At 60.0% G+C, this 22,202-nt stretch carries 19 protein-coding genes; 12 read left to right on the top strand and 7 right to left on the bottom strand.

The features are described 5' to 3' along the window. Positions 1–132: 132 nt before the first annotated feature. From ABH912_RS12320 to csrA, 3 genes are all read left to right on the top strand, one after another. The gene (locus tag ABH912_RS12320; RefSeq protein WP_033055270.1) at positions 133–948 is read left to right on the top strand and encodes an SDR family oxidoreductase; all 816 of its coding nucleotides are present in this window, start codon (positions 133–135) and stop codon (positions 946–948) included. Positions 949–1,014: 66 nt separating this feature from the next. After that, positions 1,015–1,347: a YnfA family protein gene (locus ABH912_RS12315; RefSeq protein ID WP_033055271.1), complete on the top strand. Its 333-nt coding sequence runs from the start codon at positions 1,015–1,017 to the stop codon at positions 1,345–1,347. Between the two features lie 153 nt (positions 1,348–1,500). Beyond that, complete coding sequence (csrA, locus tag ABH912_RS12310; protein ID WP_008151243.1) at positions 1,501–1,686, top strand: carbon storage regulator CsrA; 186 nt, start codon at positions 1,501–1,503, stop codon at positions 1,684–1,686. Between the two features lie 4 nt (positions 1,687–1,690). On the opposite strand, the gene ABH912_RS12305 is transcribed toward csrA, so the two are convergent. The 5 genes from ABH912_RS12305 to mnmC all read right to left on the bottom strand — a co-directional run bounded on the left by ABH912_RS12305 (position 1,691) and on the right by mnmC (position 8,958). Further along, complete coding sequence (locus ABH912_RS12305) at positions 1,691–1,918, bottom strand: YheU family protein (protein ID WP_003199186.1); 228 nt, start codon at positions 1,916–1,918, stop codon at positions 1,691–1,693. 152 nt (positions 1,919–2,070) lie between these two features. Then, positions 2,071–3,261 carry an osmoprotectant NAGGN system M42 family peptidase gene (locus ABH912_RS12300; protein ID WP_033055272.1) on the bottom strand — a complete coding sequence of 397 codons (1,191 nt, stop codon included), beginning with the start codon at positions 3,259–3,261 and terminating at the stop codon, positions 2,071–2,073. A gap of 69 nt (positions 3,262–3,330) precedes the next feature. After that, entirely contained in the window at positions 3,331–5,076 is a 1,746-nt protein-coding gene (gene ngg / locus ABH912_RS12295) for an N-acetylglutaminylglutamine synthetase (RefSeq protein ID WP_429510792.1), read from the bottom strand. Between the two features lie 3 nt (positions 5,077–5,079). Beyond that, positions 5,080–6,852, bottom strand: coding sequence for an N-acetylglutaminylglutamine amidotransferase (locus ABH912_RS12290; RefSeq protein ID WP_429510791.1), 1,773 nt, complete (start codon positions 6,850–6,852; stop codon positions 5,080–5,082). Positions 6,853–6,975: 123 nt separating this feature from the next. After that, positions 6,976–8,958 (bottom strand): bifunctional tRNA (5-methylaminomethyl-2-thiouridine)(34)-methyltransferase MnmD/FAD-dependent 5-carboxymethylaminomethyl-2-thiouridine(34) oxidoreductase MnmC, encoded by a 1,983-nt coding sequence (gene mnmC / locus ABH912_RS12285; protein WP_429510790.1) that lies wholly within the window; start codon positions 8,956–8,958, stop codon positions 6,976–6,978. A 189-nt stretch (positions 8,959–9,147) separates the two neighbouring features. Here mnmC and pap point away from each other — a divergent pair, with 189 nt between their 5' ends. Together pap and ABH912_RS12275 are read left to right on the top strand one after the other, a co-directional pair. Then, complete coding sequence (gene pap, locus ABH912_RS12280; protein WP_033055276.1) at positions 9,148–10,671, top strand: polyphosphate:AMP phosphotransferase; 1,524 nt, start codon at positions 9,148–9,150, stop codon at positions 10,669–10,671. Between the two features lie 101 nt (positions 10,672–10,772). Continuing rightward, positions 10,773–11,957, top strand: a complete 1,185-nt coding sequence (locus ABH912_RS12275; protein ID WP_033055277.1) for a thiolase family protein — start codon at positions 10,773–10,775, stop codon at positions 11,955–11,957. A 67-nt stretch (positions 11,958–12,024) separates the two neighbouring features. Here ABH912_RS12275 and ABH912_RS12270 read toward each other — a convergent pair whose 3' ends face one another. Then, positions 12,025–12,219, bottom strand: a complete 195-nt coding sequence (locus ABH912_RS12270) for a DUF6316 family protein (protein ID WP_033055288.1) — start codon at positions 12,217–12,219, stop codon at positions 12,025–12,027. A gap of 211 nt (positions 12,220–12,430) precedes the next feature. On the opposite strand from ABH912_RS12270, the gene ABH912_RS12265 reads away from it, so the two are divergent. Continuing rightward, positions 12,431–13,390, top strand: a complete 960-nt coding sequence (locus ABH912_RS12265; protein WP_429510789.1) for a DMT family transporter — start codon at positions 12,431–12,433, stop codon at positions 13,388–13,390. Positions 13,391–13,492: 102 nt separating this feature from the next. On the opposite strand, the gene ABH912_RS12260 is transcribed toward ABH912_RS12265, so the two are convergent. Then, positions 13,493–14,887 (bottom strand): class II fumarate hydratase, encoded by a 1,395-nt coding sequence (locus tag ABH912_RS12260; protein WP_429510788.1) that lies wholly within the window; start codon positions 14,885–14,887, stop codon positions 13,493–13,495. A 192-nt stretch (positions 14,888–15,079) separates the two neighbouring features. Here ABH912_RS12260 and ABH912_RS12255 point away from each other — a divergent pair, with 192 nt between their 5' ends. The 6 genes from ABH912_RS12255 to ABH912_RS12230 all read left to right on the top strand — a co-directional run bounded on the left by ABH912_RS12255 (position 15,080) and on the right by ABH912_RS12230 (position 22,154). Beyond that, positions 15,080–15,604 (top strand): DUF2059 domain-containing protein, encoded by a 525-nt coding sequence (locus ABH912_RS12255; RefSeq protein WP_033055281.1) that lies wholly within the window; start codon positions 15,080–15,082, stop codon positions 15,602–15,604. Positions 15,605–15,616: 12 nt separating this feature from the next. Next, entirely contained in the window at positions 15,617–15,916 is a 300-nt protein-coding gene (locus ABH912_RS12250) for a BolA family protein (protein ID WP_008151216.1), read from the top strand. A gap of 102 nt (positions 15,917–16,018) precedes the next feature. Continuing rightward, a complete protein-coding gene (locus ABH912_RS12245) occupies positions 16,019–16,960 on the top strand; it encodes a rhodanese-related sulfurtransferase (protein ID WP_095133037.1) in 942 nt (313 codons plus the stop codon). Positions 16,961–16,999: 39 nt separating this feature from the next. Further along, positions 17,000–17,602 carry a DsbA family protein gene (locus tag ABH912_RS12240; protein WP_177338865.1) on the top strand — a complete coding sequence of 201 codons (603 nt, stop codon included), beginning with the start codon at positions 17,000–17,002 and terminating at the stop codon, positions 17,600–17,602. Continuing rightward, positions 17,595–19,412 (top strand): ABC transporter ATP-binding protein, encoded by a 1,818-nt coding sequence (locus ABH912_RS12235; RefSeq protein ID WP_033055284.1) that lies wholly within the window; start codon positions 17,595–17,597, stop codon positions 19,410–19,412. The genes ABH912_RS12240 and ABH912_RS12235 overlap by 8 nt, the downstream gene beginning before the upstream one ends. A gap of 282 nt (positions 19,413–19,694) precedes the next feature. Continuing rightward, the gene (locus tag ABH912_RS12230) at positions 19,695–22,154 is read left to right on the top strand and encodes an EAL domain-containing protein (protein ID WP_429510787.1); all 2,460 of its coding nucleotides are present in this window, start codon (positions 19,695–19,697) and stop codon (positions 22,152–22,154) included. Positions 22,155–22,202 lie beyond the last annotated feature (48 nt).

Here is a 22,202-nt window from a genome sequence, read left to right as displayed (position 1 = left end):
TTTTATGGCACAAGTTGGTTCAGGCACTCTCCCGGTTTGCTCGGGCCATTCAGCAATCTGATGGAGCGTGGGTCGGGCATTGTCCTTCGCTACACTCGATGCATCTTCCCCGGAACAACAAGGCTGTTTGCTATGCAAAATCGCATGATGATCACTGGTGCGGGCTCGGGCTTAGGTCGCGAAATCGCGCTGCGCTGGGCGCGTGAAGGCTGGCAGCTGGCCTTGTCGGATGTCAGCGAACCCGGTCTGCAGGAAACCCTGAAACGGGTTCGCGAAGCCGGCGGCGACGGTTTTATCCAGCGTTGCGACGTGCGCGATTACAGCCAGCTGACCGCTTTCGCCCAAGCCTGCGACGAGAAACTCGGTGGCATCGATGTCATCGTCAACAACGCCGGCGTTGCCTCGGGCGGGTTCTTCAGTGAACTGTCCCTGGAAGACTGGGACTGGCAGATCGCAATCAACCTGATGGGCGTGGTCAAGGGCTGCAAGGCCTTCCTGCCGCTGCTGGAAAAAAGCAAAGGCAAGATCATCAACATCGCGTCGATGGCCGCCCTGATGCAAGGCCCGGCCATGAGCAACTACAACGTGGCCAAGGCTGGCGTGGTGGCGTTGTCTGAAAGCCTGTTGATCGAACTGGCGCAGCAGGAAGTCGGCGTGCATGTGGTGTGCCCGTCGTTCTTCCAGACCAACCTGCTGGACTCCTTCCGTGGCCCGACGCCGGCCATGAAAGCCCAGGTCGGCAAGTTGCTGGAAAGCTCGCCGATCAGCGCGGCGGACATTGCCGACTACATCTATCAACACGTTGCCGCCGGCGAATTCATGATCCTGCCTCACGAACAGGGCCGTATGGCCTGGGCACTCAAGCAGAAGAACCCGCAATTGCTCTACGACGAAATGACCGTCATGGCCGACAAAATGCGCGCCAAGGCCAAACAATCCGCAGGTTGAGCTTGCCCCCTGCACAACACCGTCGTTAGGGTGGCCGCCATCGGCCATCCTCGCGAGACATTTTGCATGCTCAATTACCTGTGGTTTTTTCTCGCCGCGCTGTTTGAAATCGCCGGCTGCTTTGCCTTCTGGATGTGGCTGCGCCAGGGCAAAAGCGCCTGGTGGGTCGTGCCGGCTCTGCTCAGCCTGACCTTGTTCGCGCTGCTGTTGACCCGCATCGAAGCGACCTACGCCGGCCGCGCCTATGCCGCTTACGGTGGCATCTACATCATCGCGTCGATCGGCTGGCTGGCGGTGGTCGAGCGGATTCGTCCGCTGGGCTCGGACTGGCTCGGTGTGGCGCTGTGTGTGATCGGGGCGAGCATCATCCTTTTCGGCCCACGCTTCTCCGCTTCCTGAAGGATCGGTCCTTCATTCAATGGCTTTGTGGGACGTTTCCATAGGAGCTGTTCGGAGTGCGCTGTAGGGCGGGACTGATTTGCAGCTGTCGCATTGTAGGCCCGCCGAGTGCAGGGCATCTTCAGGGTTCGATAACCCTGAAGGACGAATGCCATGCTTGTACTCAGTCGCGTTGTGGGCGAATTGATTTCCATCGGTGACAACATTTCCGTGCGCATTCTTGCCGTCAACGGAGGCAGTGTGCGCTTCGGTGTCGAAGCGCCGCAGAACGTCAACGTGCACCGCTCCGAGGTCTACGACCGCATCCAGGTCAAACTGGCGAAAAACAAAGGACGCTGAGGCCTCAGTCGAACAGGTGCTTGGGCACATCGTGCTTGAGCATCAACTGGCATTGCTCGCTTTCCGGGTCGAAGACAATCAGCGCCTGGCCCTTGGTCAACGCCTGGCGAACACGCAGAACACGGGTTTCCAGCGGCGTGTCATCGCCGTTGTCCGTACCGTCACGGGTCACGAAATCCTCGATCAGGCGGGTGAGGGTGTCGACTTCAAGTTGGTCGTGGGGAATCAGCATAAGCACCTCGGCTAAACAATGGCGCGATGCTACGGCGAATGAAGGGTTGGGGCTAGCCTGGGCCTCAAGTCTTGCCTGATCGATCGCCATCGCGGGCTTGGTCCGGGCGGCGTTCCGACGATGACAATCTACCTGGCGACCCAAAAACTGGATCAGCTTTCGGACCGCTGCCCTACGAGGCTGTCCACCGACGGCACCCGCGTATCGCTTTCCATCTGCGTCTCATGTTCGATCTGATGACTGAACCGGTCCAGCGAACCCTTGGCCGGTTGTGCATCGCTGGCAAACACCGGCGGACTCAGAATGTAGGCGCCGAGCAGGCGGCTGAGGGCGGCGAGGCTGTCAATGTGAGTGCGTTCGTAGCCGTGAGTGGCGTCGCAGCCGAAAGCGAGCAGGGCGGTGCGAATGTCATGCCCGGCAGTGACCGCCGAATGAGCATCGCTGAAGTAGTAGCGGAACAGGTCGCGACGTACCGGCAATTCGTTGTCACTGGCCAGGCGCAGCAGATGCCGCGACAGGTGATAGTCGTAAGGTCCGCCGGAATCCTGCATCGCCACGCTCACTGCGTGTTCGCTGGAATGCTGACCCGGCGCGACCGGGGCAATGTCGATGCCGACGAATTCGCTGACGTCCCACGGTAACGCCGCCGCCGCGCCACTGCCGGTTTCCTCGGTGATGGTGAACAGCGGATGACAGTCGATCATCAGCTCTTCGCCGCTGTCGACGATCGCTTTCAGCGCCGCCAGCAACGCGGCAACGCCGGCCTTGTCGTCGAGATGTCGGGCGCTGATGTGGCCGCTTTCGGTGAACTCCGGCAAAGGGTCGAAGGCGACAAAGTCACCGACGCTGATGCCCAGCGAGTCGCAATCGGCACGCGTGGCGCAATAGGCGTCCAGGCGCAATTCAATGTGATCCCAACTGATCGGCATTTCATCCACGGCGGTATTGAACGCATGCCCGGACGCCATCAGCGGCAGCACGCTGCCACGGATCACGCCATTGTCAGTAAACAGGCTGACCCGGCTGCCCTCGGCAAAACGGCTGGACCAGCAACCGACAGGCGCCAGGGTCAGACGGCCGTTGTCCTTGATCGCGCGAACCGCCGCGCCGATGGTGTCGAGGTGAGCGGAGACCGCCCGGTCGGGGCTGTTTTTCTTGCCCTTGAGGGTGGCGCGGATGGTGCCGCGGCGAGTCATCTCAAAGGGGATACCCAGCTCTTCAAGCCGTTCGGCGACATAACGCACGATGGTGTCGGTGAACCCGGTCGGGCTGGGAATGGCGAGCATTTCCAGCAGGACTTTTTGCAGGTAGTTCAGATCCGGTTCTGGAATGTTGCTGGTCATGGAAACTCCTGATGAATTAAGCGCTGATCGTTCCCACGCAGCGTGTGGGAACGATCATGAAGAGGAATGTCAGACCGCCGGCTGACTATGCGGAAACAACAAATCCACAAACCGCTCAGCCGTCGGCTGCGGCTCATGGTTAGCCAACCCGGCACGCTCATTGGCTTCGATAAACACATACTCCGGTTGATCGGCGGCGGGCACCATCAGGTCGAGCCCGACCATCGGAATGTCCAGCGCACGCGCCGCGCGCACCGCCGCATCCACCAGCGTCGGATGCAGGATCGCCGTCACATCCTCAAGAACTCCGCCGGTATGAAGATTCGCCGTACGCCGTACGAACAGATGCTCGCCCGCCGGCAGAATGCTGCTGTAGTCAAAACCCGCCGCGTGCAAGGTGCGCTCGGTCTCATGGTCCAGTGGGATTTTGCTTTCACCGCTGGTCGCCGCCTGACGACGCCGGCTCTGGGCTTCGATCAGTGCACCGATGGAGTGCTGACCGTCGCCCACCACTTCTGCCGGCCGACGAATCGCTGCGGCGACCACCTCAAAACCGATCACCACAATCCGTAAATCGAGGCCTTCGTGGAAGCTCTCCAGCAGCACTCGACTGTCGAACCGGCGAGCAGATTCGATGGCTTGCTGGACCTCTTCAATGGTCCGTAAATCCACCGCGACACCTTGGCCCTGTTCGCCATCCAGCGGTTTGACCACCACCCGTTCGTGCTCGTCGAGAAACGCCAGATTGTCATCGGCGTTGCCGGCCAGTTGCTGCGCTGGCAGGTTCAAACCGGCAGCCTTGAGCACTTTGTGCGTCAGGCTTTTGTCCTGGCACAGGCTCATGCTGATGGCGCTGGTCAAGTCGCTGAGGGATTCGCGGCAACGTACCCGGCGCCCGCCATGGCTGAGGGTGAACATCCCGGCGTCGGCGTCATCGACTTGTACATCGATGCCGCGACGGTGAGCTTCCTCGACGATGATCCGCGCATAAGGATTGAATTCGGCCTCGGGACCCGGGCCCAGAAACAAAGGCTGATTGATGCCGTTTTTGCACTTGATGGCGAAGGTCGACAGGTTGCGAAACCCCAGCTTGGCGTAAAGACTTTTCGCCTGCTGGTTGTCGTGCAGCACTGACAGGTCCAGGTAACTCAGCCCACGGCTCATGAAGTGCTCGATCAAATGCCGCACCAACACTTCACCGACGCCCGGTCGCGAACATTGTGGGTCGACCGCCAGGCACCACAGGCTGCTGCCATTTTCCGGATCGTTGAACGCCTTGTGATGGTTGAGGCCCATGACGCTGCCGATGATTGCGCCGCTGTCTTCATCTTCGGCCAGCCAATAGACGGGGCCACCGTGATGACGCGGAGTCAGCAGACTCGCGTCGATCGGCAGCATGCCGCGCAACTGATACAGCTGATTGATCGCCTGCCAGTCCGCATCGCTCTGGGCTCGACGGATGCGAAATCCGCGAAACACCCGAGTGGATTGGCGGTAGTCGCTGAACCACAGGCGCAAGGTGTCGGAAGGGTCGAGAAACAACTGAGCCGGCTCCAGCCCCAGTACTTGCTGAGGCGCCGCCACGTACAGGGCGATGTCGCGTTCACCTGACTGTTCATTGAGCAGCTCTTGGGCCAGGCTCGCCGCATCCGGGAAGGTATGGCCGATCAGCAACCGGCCCCAGCCGCAATGCACTGCGATCGGTGCGGTGCCCAATTCACTGCCGTCTTCGGCCAGGCGTGCCTGCAAGCGTTCGTAAGAGGGCGTCTGACCGCGCAACAAGCGTTGGCTGTAGGCCGTGGCGTGGGGTTTCATCGATCAGATTCCTTGTTCACTGAGCCACAGGTTCAGCGCCGCCAATTGCCACAGCTTGGAACCGCGCAACGGGGTCAATTGACCTTGTGGGTCGGTCAGCAGGCGGTCGAGCATGGCCGGGTTGAACAGACCGCGATCCTGACTCGGATCGAGCAGCAGTTCGCGCACCCAGTTCAGCGTATCGCCCTGCAAATGCTTCAGGCCAGGGACCGGGAAGTAGCCTTTCTTGCGATCGATCACTTCACTCGGAATCACCAGTCGCGCCGCTTCTTTCAAGACTTGCTTGCCGCCATCCGGCAGTTTGAATTTGCCCGGCACGCGCGCCGACAATTCCACCAGGCGATAGTCGAGAAACGGCGTACGCGCTTCCAGGCCCCAGGCCATGGTCATGTTGTCGACGCGTTTGACCGGGTCGTCCACGAGCATGATCGTGCTGTCCAGACGCAGGGCTTTGTCCACCGCTGCATCGGCACCGGGCTGTGCGAAATGTTCTTTAACGAAGTCACCGGCCGCGTCATTCGCTGTCAGCCATTTCGGCTGCACGGTGGCGGCGTAGTCGTCGTAGCTGCGGTCGAAAAACGCATCGCGATAGGCGGCGTACGGATCTTCGGCACCGTCGACTTGTGGGTACCAGTGATAACCGGCGAACAGTTCGTCGGCGCCCTGGCCGCTCTGCACCACTTTGCAATGCTTGGCCACCTCGCGAGACAGCAGATAGAAGGCGATGCAGTCATGGCTGACCATCGGCTCGCTCATGGCGCGGAACGCTGCGGGCAGTTGCTCGATGATCTCTTTTTCATCGATGCGCAGTTGGTGATGCTGGGTGCCGTAGTGCTTGGCGATCAGGTCCGAATACTGGAACTCGTCGCCGCGCTCGCCGCCGGCATCCTGGAAGCCGATGGAGAAGGTCGACAGGTTTTCAACACCGACTTCACGCAACAGACCGACGAGCAGGCTCGAATCGACGCCACCCGAAAGCAGAACACCGACGTCGACCGCCGCCCGTTGACGGATTGCCACGGCGTCACGGGTGCTGTCGAGTACACGGTCACGCCAGTCTTCGAGCGTCAGATTCATCTCGTCGGCGTGTGGGCCGTAGGGCAGGGTCCACCAGGTTTTCTGCTCAGTGGTGCCGTCCGCTTCGATGCGCATCCAGGTCGCCGGTGGCAGTTTTTCGATGCCGGCCAGCAAGGTACGCGGGGCCGGGACCACCGCGTGGAAATTCAGATAATGATTGAGTGCCACCGGATCGAGGATTGGGTTGATGTCGCCGCCCTTGAGCAGTGCCGGCAACGCCGAGGCAAAGCGCAGGCGCTGGCCGGTGCGCGACAGGTACAGCGGCTTCACGCCCAGACGGTCGCGGGCAATGAACAGGCGTTGGGCGTCGCGCTCCCAGATGGCGAACGCGAACATGCCGTTGAGCTTGGGCAGCAGTGCTTCGCCCCAGGCGTGGTAACCCTTGAGCAGCACTTCGGTGTCACCACCGGAATAGAACGCGTAACCAAGGCTTTCAAGCTCGGTGCGCAGTTCCGGGAAGTTGTAGATCGCGCCGTTGAAGGCCAGGGACAAGCCCAGTTGGTTGTCGACCATCGGCTGCGCCGAACCGTCCGACAGGTCCATGATTTTCAGGCGACGATGGCCCAGGGCAATCGGCCCTTGGGCATGAAAGCCCCATGCGTCAGGGCCACGAGGGGCCAGGTGATGGGTGATTCGTTCAACGGCCGCGAGGTCCGCAGGTTGATGATCAAAGCGTAACTCGCCAGCTAATCCGCACATAAATTCCTTACCGGTTTTTCCGTTGGGGAGGGTCAATCGATACCGCGCCAAAACGGCGGGTACTCAGAAACTGACCCGGCTGAATCCCCGGAGTTTTAGACCGATAAGTTATAAGTCGCGCCGTCAGACTTTTCCGCGGATCAACTGGCGCACCGCGAAACGGTTGGGATGGCAGGCCTCGGCGACCGTTCTGGGCAGGGGCAGAGGTTCGTTTTCGATCCATGCCGCGAGTAATTCACCCGACAGTGGCGCGGTGATCAAGCCGCGAGAACCGTGGCCGCTGTTGACGTAAAAACCCTCAAGCCAAGGGCAGGGAATGTCCGGCACTTGTCGGGCGTCCTTGCTCAGTACGGCGTAGGCGTCGGTGAACGCTGCTTGCTCGGCCAACGGGCCAACGATCGGCAGGTAGTCCGGGCTGGTGCAGCGAAATGCAGCGCGCCCTTCAAGCTGTTGCGGGTCCAGTGCCTGAGCATGTAGTCGCGTGCTCAGGTCGGGGGAGATTTCCTCGAGCAAGGCCAGGTTGCCGAGGTGTTCGGCGAGCGTCGGGGTCAGGTCATCGCTCTTGAAGTCGAAGCTGGCGCCGAGGGTGTGTTCGCCCAGCCGAGCCGGCGCCACATAGCCTTCGGCGCAGACGACGGTGGCCAGACTCTGGCTTTCAGGGGTTTGCGCCAGTCGGGTGATCTGGCCACGAATGCGTTTGAGGGGCAGTTCGGCGCTGTGCGGGAAACGCTTGATTTCGGCAGCGCCGGCCAGGATCACCACGGGGGCACTGGCCAGCAAATCATCACCGTCCCAGGCCTGCCACTGGTCATCAACCTTGCGCAGTTCCAGTACATCGCGATGGGGCAGCCACTGGATGTTCGCCGAAGACGCCTGCCAATGGCACAGCGCCGGCGGATGAACCCAGCCACCTTCCGGGAAGAATAAACCGCCGTGCTCCAGGGCGATCCCGGCCTGAGCCTGGGCTTGCGGTTGATCGAGCAAGTGCACCAGGTCTGGTGAAAAGGCGCCGGCCAATTGCGCCTGACGCTCGGCTTCCTTGGCGTTGAAGGCCAGTTGCAAGACCCCGCAATCGTCCCAGTCGACGCCCCGTTGCAGATGTTCGAGCAAGCGCCGGGTGTGGCCGAACCCACTGACAATCAACTGTGACAACGCGGTGCCATGGGCCGACAGCTTGAGGTACAGCACGCCTTGAGGATTGCCCGAGGCTTCCTGCGCCAGCGCATCGTGACGCTCCAGCAGACTCACTTGCCAACCCCGCGCCGCCAGGCTGGCGGCGCTGGCGCAACCGGCCAGGCCGGCGCCGATCACCAAGGCACGACGCTCGCCGTTCAGTGGCGTCGGACGCGCAAACCACGGTTTAGCCACGGCGGGCACCGGGACTTCCTCAGGCCAGCCGAGGAACACACCTCGCAGGATTTCCCATTTGTGGCCGATGCCGGGCGTGCGTTTCATCTTGAAGCCCGCCGCGTTCAGCAGACGGCGCACCCAACCGGTGCTGGTAAAGGTGCTGATGGTCGAACCGGGCGCCGCCAGACGTGCCAGTTCGGCGAACAGTTCGGCGGTCCACATGTCGGGGTTTTTCGCCGGGGCAAAACCGTCGAGAAACCAGGCGTCGATCTGCGCGTCCAGTTGCGGCAATTGTTCCAGGGCATCGCCGATCAGCAGGGTCAGGGTCACGCGACCGTTGTCCAGCACCAGACGCTGGAAGCCTGGGTGGATGGCGACGTATTGCGTCAGCAGTTGATCGGCAAACGGTTTGAGCTCCGGCCACAGGGCCAAGGCACGCTGTAGATCGGGCAGGCTCAGCGGGTACTTTTCGACACTGACAAAATGCAGCCGCGCCCCGGCCACCGCGTGCTGTTCGAACAGCTGCCAGGCGCAAAGGAAATTCAATCCGGTGCCGAAACCGGTTTCGCCAATCACCAGTCGACCGCCGGCCGGCAACGCGGCGAAGCGTTCACGCAAAGCGTTCTGTTCGAGGAATACGTAGCGGGTTTCGTCCAACCCCGACAGATCGGAAAAATACACATCATCGAACACCCGCGAGCGCGGGAGCCCTTGGTCGTCCCAGTCGAGCTGGGCGTGGGGCAATACAGGTTTCATGGCAGGCTCGGCAACGGCAAGGCGGCCATTCTAGCCGATCGCCGGGTTGGTGCTTGATCCATGGCAACGTGTGCGTTCGCAGATTCGCTGAAAATCTGTAGAAACTATTGTTGCTGCGAAGTAAGGGATTTCTCCCACGGGAAACAACTCAATCCGCTAGTCTTGCTCAATTCTGGAAGGAGCCGTCCCATGTTCGAATCCGCCGAAATCGGTCACGCCATCGACAAAGAAACCTACGACGCCGAAGAACCGGCCCTGCGTGAAGCCTTGCTCGAAGCGCAGTTCGAACTTCACCAGCAACGCCGCTTTCCGGTGATCATTCTGATCAATGGCATCGAAGGCGCCGGCAAGGGCGAGACGGTCAAGTTGCTCAACGAATGGATGGACCCACGCCTGATCGAGGTCCGCACGTTCGATCAGCAGACCGACGAAGAGCTGGCGCGGCCACCGGCCTGGCGCTACTGGCGGATGCTCCCGGCCAAGGGCCGCATGGGGATTTTCTTCGGCAACTGGTACAGCCAGATGCTGCAAGGCCGGGTTCATGGTTTGTTCAAGGACCCGGTGCTGGATCAGGTAATCAACCAGTCCGAGCGCTTTGAAAAAATGCTCTGCGATGAAGGCGCACTGATCTTCAAATTCTGGTTCCACCTCTCCAAGAAACAAATGAAGGCGCGGCTCAAGGCCTTGGCGGATGACCCGCTGCACAGCTGGCGCATCAGCCCGCTGGATTGGCAGCAATCGAAAACCTACGACAAATTCGTGAAGTACGGCGAACGCGTGTTGCGCCGTACCAGTCGTGATTACGCGCCTTGGCATGTGATCGAAGGGGTGGACCCTCATTACCGCAGCCTGGCGGTGGGCAAGATCCTGCTCGAAGGCCTGCAAAATGCCCTGAAGCGTCCCGAAGTCCATCCCGACAAGGTCAATGCCGCGCCGTTGCCCATCCATGTCGATCAGTTGAACCTGCTCGACAGTCTGGATTTGACCCTGAGCCTGGACAAGGACGATTACGAAGAACAATTGATTACCGAGCAGGCGCGATTCTCCGGTCTGATGCGTGACAAACGCATGCGTCGGCACGCCTTGGTGGCGGTGTTCGAGGGCAATGATGCGGCAGGCAAGGGCGGGGCGATCCGCCGGGTTGCGGCGGCCCTCGATCCGCGTCAATACAGCATCGTGCCGATTGCCGCGCCTACCGAAGAGGAACTGGCGCAGCCTTATCTGTGGCGTTTCTGGCGGCACATCCCGGCCAAGGGCAAGTTCACGGTGTTCGATCGCTCGTGGTACGGGCGGGTGCTGGTGGAGCGCGTCGAAGGCTTCTGCCCGCCGGCGGACTGGTTGCGGGCCTACAGTGAAATCAATGATTTTGAAGAGCTGATCGCCGAGGCCGGGGTGATCGTGGTCAAGTTCTGGCTGGCCATCGACAAGCAGACGCAACTCGAACGCTTCCAGGCAAGGGAAGAAATTCCCTTCAAGCGTTTCAAGATCACTGAAGATGACTGGCGCAATCGTGACAAATGGGACGCCTATCGCGCGGCGGTTGGTGACATGGTCGATCGCACCAGCACCGAGGTATCGCCCTGGACGCTGGTGGAAGCCAATGACAAGCGCTGGGCGCGGGTCAAAGTCCTGCGCACCATCAATCTGGCGCTGGAAGAGGCGTTTGAAAAGTCCGATAAACGCGAGAGGAAAGTGAAACAGCACAAGAAGTGAGCGATGGTTACGCATACGCGGGGTGAATGATTGTCGCGGTCGGTAATGCACTGGACTTATGCTCGGTCCACTCTCAACCGACAACAACAATGAGGTATGCCATGCGTGAAGTGGTGATCGTCGACAGCGTGCGGACTGGCCTGGCCAAATCCTTTCGCGGCAAGTTCAACCTGACCCGTCCGGACGACATGGCGGCCCATTGCGTCAATGCGCTGCTGGCGCGTTCGGGCATCGATCCGGCCAGCGTCGAGGACTGCATCGTCGGTGCCGGTTCCAACGAAGGTGGCCAGGGCTTCAACATCGGGCGCAACATCGCGGTGCTGTCGCGCCTGGGCACCGGCACTGCCGGCATGACCCTCAACCGTTTTTGTTCGTCGGGCTTGCAGGCGATCGCCATCGCCGCCAACCAGATTGCTTCGGGTTGCAGCGACATCATCGTCGCCGGTGGCGTCGAGTCGATCAGCCTGACCATGAAAAGCATCAACACCGACAACCTGATCAACCCGCTGCTCAAAGAGCAGGTGCCGGGCATCTATTTCCCGATGGGCCAGACGGCCGAAATCGTCGCTCGTCGTTACAACGTCAGTCGCGAAGAACAGGATCAGTACGCGCTGCAAAGTCAGAAACGTACCGCTCAGGCTCAGGCCGATAGATTGTTTGACGACGAAATCGTACCGATGGCGGTGAAATATCGGGTTGAAGACAAGGCCACCGGTCAGGTGCAGATCCTTGACGGTGTCGTCGATCACGATGACTGCAATCGCCCGGGCACCACCCTGGAAAGCCTGGCGGGATTGAAACCGGTGTTTGCCGAAGACGGTTCGGTGACAGCCGGCAACTCTTCGCAGCTGTCCGATGGCGCGTCGATGACGCTGGTGATGAGCCTGGAAAAAGCACTGGAACTGGGGTTGAAGCCGAAGGCTTTCTTCCGTGGTTTCACCGTGGCCGGTTGCGAGCCGGATGAGATGGGTATCGGCCCGGTGTTCTCGGTGCCGAAGTTGCTCAAGGCCAAGGGGTTGCGGGTTGCCGATATTGATTTGTGGGAACTCAACGAAGCGTTCGCCTCGCAATGCCTGTACAGCCGCATTCGGTTGGGGATTGATAACGACAAGTACAACGTCAACGGCGGTTCGATTTCCATCGGCCATCCGTTCGGCATGACCGGTTCGCGTCAGGTCGGGCATCTCGTGCGTGAATTGCAGCGCCGCAACGTGCGTTACGGCATCGTCACCATGTGTGTGGGTGGCGGGATGGGCGCGACCGGGTTGTTTGAAGCGGTGCGTTAAGACTGCAAGAGTTGTGTTGCCTGGTTAACCGCTATCGCGAGCAGGCTTGCGATAGCGGCGCCGCGGTCTACAGGCTCATCCGCAGAAGCAGCATCCGCTCAATGTAAGCCTGTACCTCCCGCGCCAATTTCTCCGGGTTTTCAAACGGCCCCTCGAGGGTGTTTTCCCGGGTGCTGAAATACAAATCCCCATTCACACGACACACCCGGTCACAACGGAAGTGCGTGGCGGGGGCATTGTCCTGGGCGCGTTTGCCGTACATGGCGATCTCCTGAGGAATGTTCCTGTTGGCGAATTCCATGAGCTTATGCATGAACCACTTGCAGCGCCTGGCCAACCGATCGACGGCATAGCGCCAATTTAATGGTGCGACCTGCACAGTTTCATTCGCGGCCAACGCCCAACTGTCCCTGTGTGCCGAACAGCTCTAAGCCTAGAATGACCTTTCTCGCCACTTGGCTTCGGGGTTCGCAATGCACATTTCATCGGGTCGCTGGGTTTACGGTCTGTTCCTGGCCTTGCTGACCGCGCTGTTGTGGGGAATCCTGCCAATCAAACTCAAACAAGTCCTGCTGGTCATGGACCCGGTGACGGTGACCTGGTTTCGCCTGATCGTCTCCGGCGGGTGCCTGTTCATTTATCTGGCAGCGACCAAACGCCTGCCGAGCCGAAAGGTGCTCGGGCCGCGCGGAGGCTGGTTGGTGCTGATGGCGGTGCTCGGCCTGGTGGGCAACTACGTGCTGTACCTGATGGGCCTGAACCTGCTCAGCGCCGGTACCGCGCAACTGGTGGTGCAGATGGGCCCGATCATGTTGCTGATCGCCAGTTTGTTTGTGTTCAAGGAACGGTTCAGCGTGGGGCAGGGGATTGGCCTGCTGGTGCTGTTGATCGGCTTTGCCCTGTTTTTCAATCAGCGGCTGGCCGAATTGCTGACCTCGCTGACCGATTACACCGCCGGCGTGCTTTTGGTGTTGCTGGCGTCCACGGTCTGGACGTTCTACGCACTGGGCCAGAAGCAATTGCTCACGGTGTGGAATTCGCTGCAGGTGATGATGGTGATCTACCTGTTCTGCGCGATGTTGCTGACGCCGTGGGTGCATCCGCTGGAAGCGTTGCAACTGAGTCCGCTGCAAGGCTGGCTGCTGCTGGCGTGCTGCATGAATACGCTGATTGCTTATGGCGCGTTTGCCGAGGCTCTGGCGCATTGGGAGGCATCGCGGGTCAGTGCGACGCTGGCGATTACGCCGTTGGTGACATTTGCTGCGGTGGCCGTGGCGGCGTGGTTGTGGCCGGAATTTGTGCAGACCGAGACGATCAATGGTCTGGGGTATGGCGGGGCGGTGCTGGTGGTGCTGGGGTCGGCGCTGGTGGCGTTGGGACCTTCGTTGATTGCCGGGCTCAGGGCCCGGAAGGTGCGGATGGCGGCCAGTTAGACCGCGTTATCGTTCTTCGCGAGCAGGCTCGCACACAGGAGAATGCGATTACCTGTGGGAGCGAGCCTGCTCGCGAAAGCTGAGTGTCAGGCGCTACAAAACTCAGCCCTTGGCCCCAGCCTCCAGCATATTCTCCGGCCTTACCCACGCATCAAACTCTTCATCCGTCAGATACCCGAGTTGCAACGCCGCCTCACGCAGGGTCAGCCCTTCGGCGTAAGCCTTTTTGGCGATCTCCGCCGATTTGTCATAACCAATGTGCGGGTTCAGCGCTGTCACCAGCATCAACCCACGCTCCAGATGTTCAGCCATTTTCTCTGCGTCCGGTTCCAGACCGGCGATGCAGTGCTGCTGAAAGTTGCTGCAGCCATCGCCGAGCAGGCGGATCGATTGCAGCAGGTTGTGGATGATCACCGGTTTGAACACGTTCAGTTGCAGGTGCCCCTGACTCGCGGCAAACCCGATGGCGACGTCGTTGCCCAAGACCTGACACGCCAGCATCGATAGCGCTTCGCACTGAGTCGGATTGACCTTGCCCGGCATGATCGAGCTGCCCGGTTCGTTGGCCGGCAGTTTCACTTCGGCGAAGCCTGCGCGCGGCCCGGAGCCCAGCAGGCGCAGGTCGTTGGCGATTTTCATCAGGGTCACGGCGAGGGTTTTCAGCGCGCCGGACAGCGTGGTCAGCGGTTCATGGCCCGCCAGGGCGGCAAATTTGTTGGGGGCGGTGACGAACGGCAGGCCGGAGAGGGCGGCCAGTTCGGCAGCGATGGCTTCGCCAAAACCGTGGGGCGAATTCAGCCCGGTGCCCACCGCGGTGCCGCCCTGGGCCAGTTCACAGACGGCCGGCAGCGCGCTGCGGATTGCCCGTTCGGCGTAATCCAGCTGCGCGATGAACGCCGACAGTTCCTGACCGAAGGTAATCGGCGTCGCGTCCATCATGTGGGTGCGACCGGTCTTGACCAGTTTCATGTGCCGCGCGGACAGCTCGGCCAATCCGCCCGAAAGTTCGTTGATCGCCGGCAGCAATTGCTGTTGCACTGCCTGGACTGTCGCGATGTGCATGGCCGTCGGGAAACAGTCGTTGGAACTCTGGGAGCGGTTGACGTGATCGTTAGGGTGAACCGGCGACTTGCCGCCGCGAACATTACCGGCCAGTTCGTTGGCGCGACCGGCGATCACTTCATTGACGTTCATGTTGCTCTGGGTGCCGCTGCCGGTCTGCCAGACCACCAGCGGGAACTGGTCGTCGTGGCTGCCGTCGAGCACTTCGTCGGCGGCCTGTTCGATCAGCCGGGCGATGTCGGCGGGCAGGTCTCCGTTGCGGTCATTGACCCGCGCCGCGGCTTTCTTGATCAGCGCCAGGGCGTGCAGCACCGCCAGCGGCATGCGTTCGTTGCCAATCGCGAAGTTAATCAGCGAGCGTTGCGTCTGAGCGCCCCAGTAGGCTTCATCCGGGACTTCCACCTGGCCAAGGCTGTCGGTTTCGATACGGCTCATCATGCACACTCCTGTAGGTCTGATAGCGCAGTTTAGGCCGTGATCGCCGGTCGTGGTTCCATCAGTCTGGAATTTGACCGTTCAACCCCTCTAAATCAGTCCTGACAAGGCTTGGGGTTGAGCGACACACTTTTTTAGGCGCAGAATGGACGCCCTTGGGGTTTTACCTCGCCTGCTAGAAAAGGAAACTCGATGACTCGTCTTCGTGCCATCTGTACCGCGGTTGCACTGGTTTGCGCCAGCGGCCCTGTTTTTGCCGATACCGCCAGCCACAACGCCAGTGCCGAAGCTTTCCTGACCCTGGCGCACGCTGACAAATTGGGCACTCCGGTGTACATGCAAGTGCAGCAAATGTTCGCTCAGCGCTTTGAACAGACCAAAGCCCCTGAATCGAAAAAGGCCTTGCTGGAAACCTACCAGGCCAAAGCCAACGCCGCGCTGGACCAAGCCATTGGCTGGAACAAGCTGAAGCCGGACATGGTCAAGCTCTACACCACCAACTTCAGCGAATCCGAGCTGAAAGACCTGGTCGCGTTCTACCAGTCGCCACTGGGCAAGAAAGTCCTGGAAAAAATGCCGCAGCTGACTCAGCAATCGGCCCAGATGACTCAAGCCAAGCTGGAAAGCGCCGTGCCCGTGGTCAACAAACTGCTGGCTGACATGACGGCCGAGCTGGAGCCTAAAGGCGCCGCCGCTCCAGCCAAGAAAAAGCCTTAAGCGGAGTTCGGTATGACCATGCAACAACGCATCGAATCGACGCTGGGCCTGTTGCAGCCGCAGCATCTGCAAGTGCTGGATGAAAGCCACATGCACAGCCGTGGGTTGCAGACCCACTTCAAGGCCGTGGTGGTCAGCCAGCAGTTCGAAGGGCTCAACCGCGTCAAGCGTCACCAGAAAGTCTACGGCACGCTTGGCGAGCTGATGGGCGAGTTCCATGCGTTGGCGCTGCATACCTACACGCCAGAGGAATGGGCACAGATCGACGCGGCTCCGGCCTCGCCGACCTGTGCTGGCGGCAGCAAGCATTAAGCATCGGTTTTTTGCTAGAATCCGCAACGCGCCGCTCACCCGGCGCGTTTTTTTTCGCATCCGGTTCACCCCTTACGAGGGTAGCCACCTGGAGAATCACCCATGACACAACAGATTGTCGTGGCGGCACTGTATAAGTTCGTCACCCTGGAAGATTACGTCGCCCTGCGCGAGCCACTGCTGCAAGCGATGGTAGACAACGGCATCAAAGGCACGCTGCTGATCGCCGAAGAAGGCATCAACGGCACCGTGTCCGGCAGCCGCGAAGGCATTGACGGGCTGATGGCCTGGCTCAAGAACGACCCGCGCATGGACGACATCGACCACAAAGAGTCGTACTGCGACGACCAGCCGTTCTATCGCACCAAAGTCAAACTCAAGAAAGAAATCGTCACCCTCGGCGTCGAAGGCGTGGACCCGAACAAAAAGGTCGGCACCTACGTCGATCCAGAGAACTGGAACGCGTTGATCAGCGATCCGGAAGTGCTGTTGATCGATACCCGTAACGACTACGAAGTCTCGATCGGCACCTTCGAAGGCGCCATCGACCCGAAGACCACCAGTTTTCGCGAATTCCCCGACTACATCAAAGCCAATTTCGACCCGGCCGTGCACAAGAAAGTCGCGATGTTCTGCACCGGCGGCATTCGTTGCGAAAAGGCGTCGAGCTATATGCTCAGCCAGGGCTTCGATGAGGTCTATCACCTCAAGGGCGGCATTCTGAAGTACCTCGAAGAGGTGCCGCAGGAAGAAACCAAATGGCAGGGCGACTGCTTCGTGTTCGATAACCGTGTGACCGTGCGCCACGACCTCAGCGAAGGCGACTACGATCAATGTCATGCCTGTCGTACACCGATCAGCGTCGAAGACCGTGCATCCGAGCACTACGTGGCCGGCATCAGTTGCCCGCATTGCTGGGATAAGCTGAGCGAGAAGACCCGTCGCAGTGCCATCGACCGGCAAAAGCAGATCGAACTGGCGAAGGCTCGCAACCTGCCTCATCCGATCGGCTACAACTACAAGCAAACTCCTTCCGAGGCTTGAATCATGTCCGTGCAACGCCTGCTCTATGTGATGGACCCGATGTGTTCCTGGTGCTGGGGCTTCGCGCCGGTGGCCAACGCGCTGGTCGAGCAGGCGCAAGCAGCGGGGGTGGACGTGCATCTGGTGGTGGGCGGTTTGCGCACCGGCAGCGGTTCCGCGCTGGAGCCGACCACCCGGCGCTACATCCTTGAGCATTGGCAGGCGGTCACCGAGGCCACGGGTCAACCGTTCAAGCTGGAAGGCGCGTTGCCCGACGGGTTTGTCTACGACACCGAACCTGCCTGTCGGGCGCTGGTGACCGCGCGCAGCCTGGCGCCGGATTGCGCGTGGAAACTGCTCGGGCTGATTCAGCACGCGTTTTACGCCGAAGGTCGCGACGTCACGCATGCCAGTGTTCTGGTGGAGCTGGCGGAGCAGGCCGGTCTGCCGCGTATCGAGTTTGCCGCCGCGTTCGACCGCGCCGATCAGCACGCCGCGACGGCGGCCGATTTCACCTGGGTCCAGGACTTGGGCATTGCCGGTTTCCCTACCTTACTGGCTGAGCGTGATGGTCAATTGGCGCTATTGACCAATGGCTATCAGCCTCTCAGCGTATTGTCTCCGTTGCTCGGCCGCTGGCTGGAGCGCGCTGCCTGTGCATGATCTGCCCGACGACGCGCCAGCTCCTTCACGTGTCGACCGTCTGAGCTGGGCAGAAATTCGTCGCCTGGCGCTGCATCACAAAAAATCCTTGTGGATCGCCAACGGCGTGGCGGTGCTGGCAACCCTGTGTAGCGTACCAATTCCCTTGCTCCTGCCGTTGCTGGTGGACGAAGTGCTACTGGGTCACGGCGACGCCGCGCTGAAGATCATGAATCACGCGCTGCCCGACAACTGGCAGAAAGCCGCGGGTTACATCGGCCTGATGCTGCTGGTGACGTTGGGACTGCGGTGCGCTGCATTGCTGTTCAACGTGGTGCAGGCGCGGTTGTTTGCGGCGCTGGCCAAGGACATCGTCTACCGCATTCGCGTTCGTCTGATTGAACGGCTCAAGCGTATTTCGCTGGGTGAATACGAAAGCCTGGGCAGCGGCACGGTCACCACCCACCTGGTGACCGACCTGGACACGCTGGACAAATTCGTTGGCGAAACCCTCAGTCGTTTCCTTGTGGCCATGCTGACCCTGGTCGGTACCGCCTCCATCTTGATGTGGATGCACTGGAAGCTGGCGTTGCTGATCCTGCTGTTCAACCCGTTGGTGATCTATGCCACCGTACAGTTGGGCAAACGGGTCAAACACCTGAAGAAACTCGAGAACGACAGCACCTCGCGTTTTACCCAGGCGCTGACCGAAACCCTAGACTCCATTCAGGAAGTGCGCGCCGGCAACCGTCAGGGATTTTTCCTAGGACGCCTGGGTCAGCGCGCCCGGGAAGTGCGCGATTACGCGGTGAACTCGCAGTGGAAAACCGATGCCTCGAACCGTGCCAGCGGCTTGCTGTTCCAGTTCGGCATCGATATTTTTCGTGCGGCGGCGATGCTCACCGTGCTGTTTTCCGACCTGTCCATCGGCCAGATGCTGGCGGTGTTCAGCTACCTGTGGTTCATGATCGGTCCGGTGGAACAGCTGCTGAATCTGCAGTACGCCTATTACGCGGCCGGCGGCGCGCTGTCGCGGATCAACGAGTTGCTGGCCCGGGCCGATGAGCCTGAATACCCGGGCGGTGTCGACCCGTTCAACGGTCGCGAAACCGTTGGCATCGAAGTCCAGGGATTGAGTTTCGGTTACGGCGACGAGCTGGTGTTGAACCAGATGAACCTGTCGATCGCCCCCGGCGAAAAAGTTGCGATTGTCGGCGCCAGCGGTGGCGGCAAAAGTACCCTGGTGCAGTTGTTGCTGGGCCTGTACACGCCACTGGCCGGGACGATCCGCTTCGGCGGCTCGACCCAACAAGAGATTGGCCTGGAAACCGTGCGGGAAAATGTCTCCGTGGTCCTGCAACACCCGGCGCTGTTCAACGACACCATTCGCGCCAACCTGACCATGGGCCGCGAACGCAGCGACGAAGCCTGCTGGCAGGCGTTGGAGATCGCTCAGTTGCACCACACCGTTCGTGAGTTGCCCAACGGCCTGGACAGCATTGTCGGACGTTCCGGCGTGCGTTTATCCGGCGGGCAGCGCCAACGCCTGGCGATTGCGCGAATGGTGTTGGCCGAGCCCAAAGTGGTGATCCTCGACGAAGCCACTTCGGCACTGGATGCCGCCACCGAATACAACCTGCACCAGGCGTTGGCGCGGTTCCTGAGCAACCGCACCACGCTGATCATTGCGCACCGGTTGTCCGCGGTGAAGCAGGCCGACCGGGTGCTGGTGTTCGACGGCGGGCAGATTGCCGAGGATGGCGACCATCAGCAGTTGATTGCCGATGGTGGGTTGTATGCCAAGCTTTATGGGCATTTGCAGCAACATTAGATCTCTGCCAGAGGACGTTCAGCGCATTTTCACGGTCGTCGAAACCGAATTTGTTGATAACAACCGAGCACTCTTTTGAAAGGGCTCCCGCAACGGATAGGGGGAGCCCGAAGTGCCTAGTAAATAGATCTCGAAACCGGCATTGGCGGTATATATCTATAGGAGGCGCACATGTACGGCATTGAGGCCGATCCTCTGCTTGCCTGAACCGGGAACGCACCCTAGTCTAGCTGTAGCGATCATGGTGGATGATGATCTGGCAGTGCTAAAACAAGGGACCTCATGAATCAAACGCGGACTCTCGGAACGCCACGGTTGTTAGGCATCGTCTGGCCATTTATTGCCGTCGTGTTATTTCAAGCCTTGCTGGGCGGCGTCAGCCTGTATGTTCTGTCGGCGGTTCGCGGCTATGTTGCCGGCGAAAGCCTGTGGTCCAAAGGTCAAAAAGACGCCATCTATTACCTCAATCTCTACGCTGAAAACCGCGACGAGACGATTTTCCTCAAATACCAGAACGCCATTGCCGTACCGCAGGGGGGCCACGAGTTGCGTGTGGCGCTGGATCATCGGCCACCGAATATCGAAGCGGCACGGGTGGCGATCCTCAAGGGCGGCAACCACCCGGATGACGTCTCCAGTGTGATCTGGCTGTACCTCAATTTCCGGCACTTCAGTTACCTCGAAAAAGCCATCGACCTTTGGACGGTGGGCGACGCGTACCTGGTGCAACTCGATGACGTTGCGAAGGAAATGCATCAGCACATTCCTGGCAATCAGGCCGCCGAGGCCGACATCAAGCGCTGGAAAGACCAGATATTCGCCATCAATGAGGGTGTGACACCGGCGGCGAAAGCCTTCAGCGATGCCTTGGGCGAAGGTTCGCGGGTGATCCTGCGGCTGCTGCTGGTGACCAACCTCGCCACCGCCCTGGGCTTGATTGCATTAGCACTGATGCGTACTCACAAACTGCTGAAGCAGCGCCATGCGTTCGCCGAGGCCCTGCAGTTGGAGAAGGACCGGGCGCAGATCACCCTTCAATCGATTGGCGACGGCGTAATCACCACGAATGTCGACGGCGCGATCGCCTACATGAACCCGGCCGCCGAGGCGCTGACCCACTGGAAGGCCGAGCAGGCGACGGGTTTGCCGCTGGCGGCGCTGTTCAATCTGCTGGACGAGAACGCTCAGGCCGATGGCTTCACGCTGATCGAGCACATTTTGAGCGGACAGCTCAGCGGTGGCAGCGAACACTCAAAACTGATCCAGCGACTGGATGGCAGCACGGTTTCGGTCACCCTGGTCGGTGCGCCGATCCGCAACGCCGGCAAGGTCAGCGGCACGGTGCTGGTGCTGCACGACATGACCCAAGAGCGGCAATACATTGCCAATCTGTCCTGGCAGGCGACCCATGACGCCTTGACCGGGCTCGCCAACCGCCGCGAGTTCGAATATCGCCTGGAGCAAGCGCTGCACAACCTGACACGGCAGTCGGGGCGCCATGCGCTGATGTTCCTCGATCTGGATCAGTTCAAACTGGTCAACGATACCTGCGGCCATGCGGCGGGTGACGAGTTGCTGCGGCATATCTGCGCTCTGTTGCAATCCGGTTTGCGCGAAGGCGATACCCTGGCCCGGTTGGGTGGCGACGAGTTTGGCATCCTGCTGCAGAACTGCGCCCCGGAAGCCGCCGAGAAAATCGCCGAAGGCCTGCGTCAGACTGTGCAGAACCTGCACTTCGTCTGGAAAGGCCGACCCTTCGTGACCACTGTGAGCATCGGGCTGGTACACGTCGCTCAGAATCCGACCACTCTCGAAGCCTCGCTGCGCGCTGCCGACATGGCCTGCTACATGGCCAAGGAAAAGGGCCGCAACCGGGTTCAGGTCTATCACGCCGATGATTCGGAACTGTCCCTGCGCTTCGGCGAGATGGCTTGGGTGCAGCGTTTGCACATGGCGCTGGAAGAAGACCGCTTCTGTCTATTTGCACAGGAAATCGCCCCCCTTGGTCATGTCGAGCGGGTCGGTGGACATATCGAAATTCTGTTGCGCCTGCACGATGAAGCCGGACGCATGATTTTGCCCGACAGTTTTATTCCGGCTGCCGAGCGTTATGGTTTGATGACGTCCCTTGACCGCTGGGTTGTACAGAACGTTTTCAAGATTATTGCCCAATGCATAGCCGAACAGCGCAAAGGACCATTGGCCATGTGTGCGATTAATCTGTCAGGCACAACTATCGGAGATGAGGCGTTTCTGCACTTCCTGCGTGAACAGTTTGTTACTTACTCCATACCGCCTGAAATGATTTGTTTTGAAATCACTGAAACCAGTGCTATTTCAAATCTCGGAAGTGCAATTAAATTTATTAATGAACTCAAAGGTTTAGGTTGCCACTTTTCACTGGATGACTTTTGCGCCGGAATGTCCTCGTTCGCCTACTTGAAACATTTACCTGTAGACTTCCTGAAGATCGACGGGAGTTTCGTAAAGGATATGCTGGACGACCCGATTAACCGCGCCATGGTCGAAGTGATCAATCACATCGGTCATGTAATGGGTAAGCGAACAATTGCCGAGTTTGTTGAAACACCCCAGATCGAGCAGGCATTGCTGGAGATCGGGGTGGATTACGCTCAAGGGTATGTTATTGAACGCCCGCATTTGTTTACCTGCGACAGTTTACAAAGTCGTCCAGCCAGGCCTCAGCCTTTGTTGTTCAAGGCGCCTGGCACGTTCCGTTGAAATCTCTTGCTGATCCTTATAATCACAATCAAAAGGAGCTCGACAGTG

The sequence above is a fragment of the Pseudomonas sp. BT76 TE3572 genome, from assembly GCF_050435365.1.
GTDB lineage: Bacteria > Pseudomonadota > Gammaproteobacteria > Pseudomonadales > Pseudomonadaceae > Aquipseudomonas > Aquipseudomonas fluorescens_W.
This window is presented reverse-complemented; position numbering and strand designations above follow the sequence as displayed.

Bases quoted from the DNA above. Each gene is read 5' to 3' on its own strand.
- ABH912_RS12260 (WP_429510788.1), bottom strand. From the start codon at position 14,887: ATGAGCCGTATCGAAACCGACAGCCTTGGCCAGGTGGAAGTCCCGGAT.
- ABH912_RS12275 (WP_033055277.1), top strand. From the start codon at position 10,773: ATGCGTGAAGTGGTGATCGTCGACAGCGTGCGGACTGGCCTGGCCAAA.
- ABH912_RS12230 (WP_429510787.1), top strand. From the start codon at position 19,695: ATGAATCAAACGCGGACTCTCGGAACGCCACGGTTGTTAGGCATCGTC.
- ngg (WP_429510792.1), bottom strand. From the start codon at position 5,076: ATGAAACCCCACGCCACGGCCTACAGCCAACGCTTGTTGCGCGGTCAG.
- ABH912_RS12250 (WP_008151216.1), top strand. From the start codon at position 15,617: ATGACCATGCAACAACGCATCGAATCGACGCTGGGCCTGTTGCAGCCG.
- ABH912_RS12290 (WP_429510791.1), bottom strand. From the start codon at position 6,852: ATGTGCGGATTAGCTGGCGAGTTACGCTTTGATCATCAACCTGCGGAC.
- ABH912_RS12240 (WP_177338865.1), top strand. From the start codon at position 17,000: ATGTGTTCCTGGTGCTGGGGCTTCGCGCCGGTGGCCAACGCGCTGGTC.
- ABH912_RS12245 (WP_095133037.1), top strand. From the start codon at position 16,019: ATGACACAACAGATTGTCGTGGCGGCACTGTATAAGTTCGTCACCCTG.
- ABH912_RS12315 (WP_033055271.1), top strand. From the start codon at position 1,015: ATGCTCAATTACCTGTGGTTTTTTCTCGCCGCGCTGTTTGAAATCGCC.
- mnmC (WP_429510790.1), bottom strand. From the start codon at position 8,958: ATGAAACCTGTATTGCCCCACGCCCAGCTCGACTGGGACGACCAAGGG.
- ABH912_RS12270 (WP_033055288.1), bottom strand. From the start codon at position 12,219: ATGTACGGCAAACGCGCCCAGGACAATGCCCCCGCCACGCACTTCCGT.
- ABH912_RS12255 (WP_033055281.1), top strand. From the start codon at position 15,080: ATGACTCGTCTTCGTGCCATCTGTACCGCGGTTGCACTGGTTTGCGCC.
- csrA (WP_008151243.1), top strand. From the start codon at position 1,501: ATGCTTGTACTCAGTCGCGTTGTGGGCGAATTGATTTCCATCGGTGAC.
- ABH912_RS12265 (WP_429510789.1), top strand. From the start codon at position 12,431: ATGCACATTTCATCGGGTCGCTGGGTTTACGGTCTGTTCCTGGCCTTG.
- pap (WP_033055276.1), top strand. From the start codon at position 9,148: ATGTTCGAATCCGCCGAAATCGGTCACGCCATCGACAAAGAAACCTAC.
- ABH912_RS12300 (WP_033055272.1), bottom strand. From the start codon at position 3,261: ATGACCAGCAACATTCCAGAACCGGATCTGAACTACCTGCAAAAAGTC.
- ABH912_RS12320 (WP_033055270.1), top strand. From the start codon at position 133: ATGCAAAATCGCATGATGATCACTGGTGCGGGCTCGGGCTTAGGTCGC.
- ABH912_RS12305 (WP_003199186.1), bottom strand. From the start codon at position 1,918: ATGCTGATTCCCCACGACCAACTTGAAGTCGACACCCTCACCCGCCTG.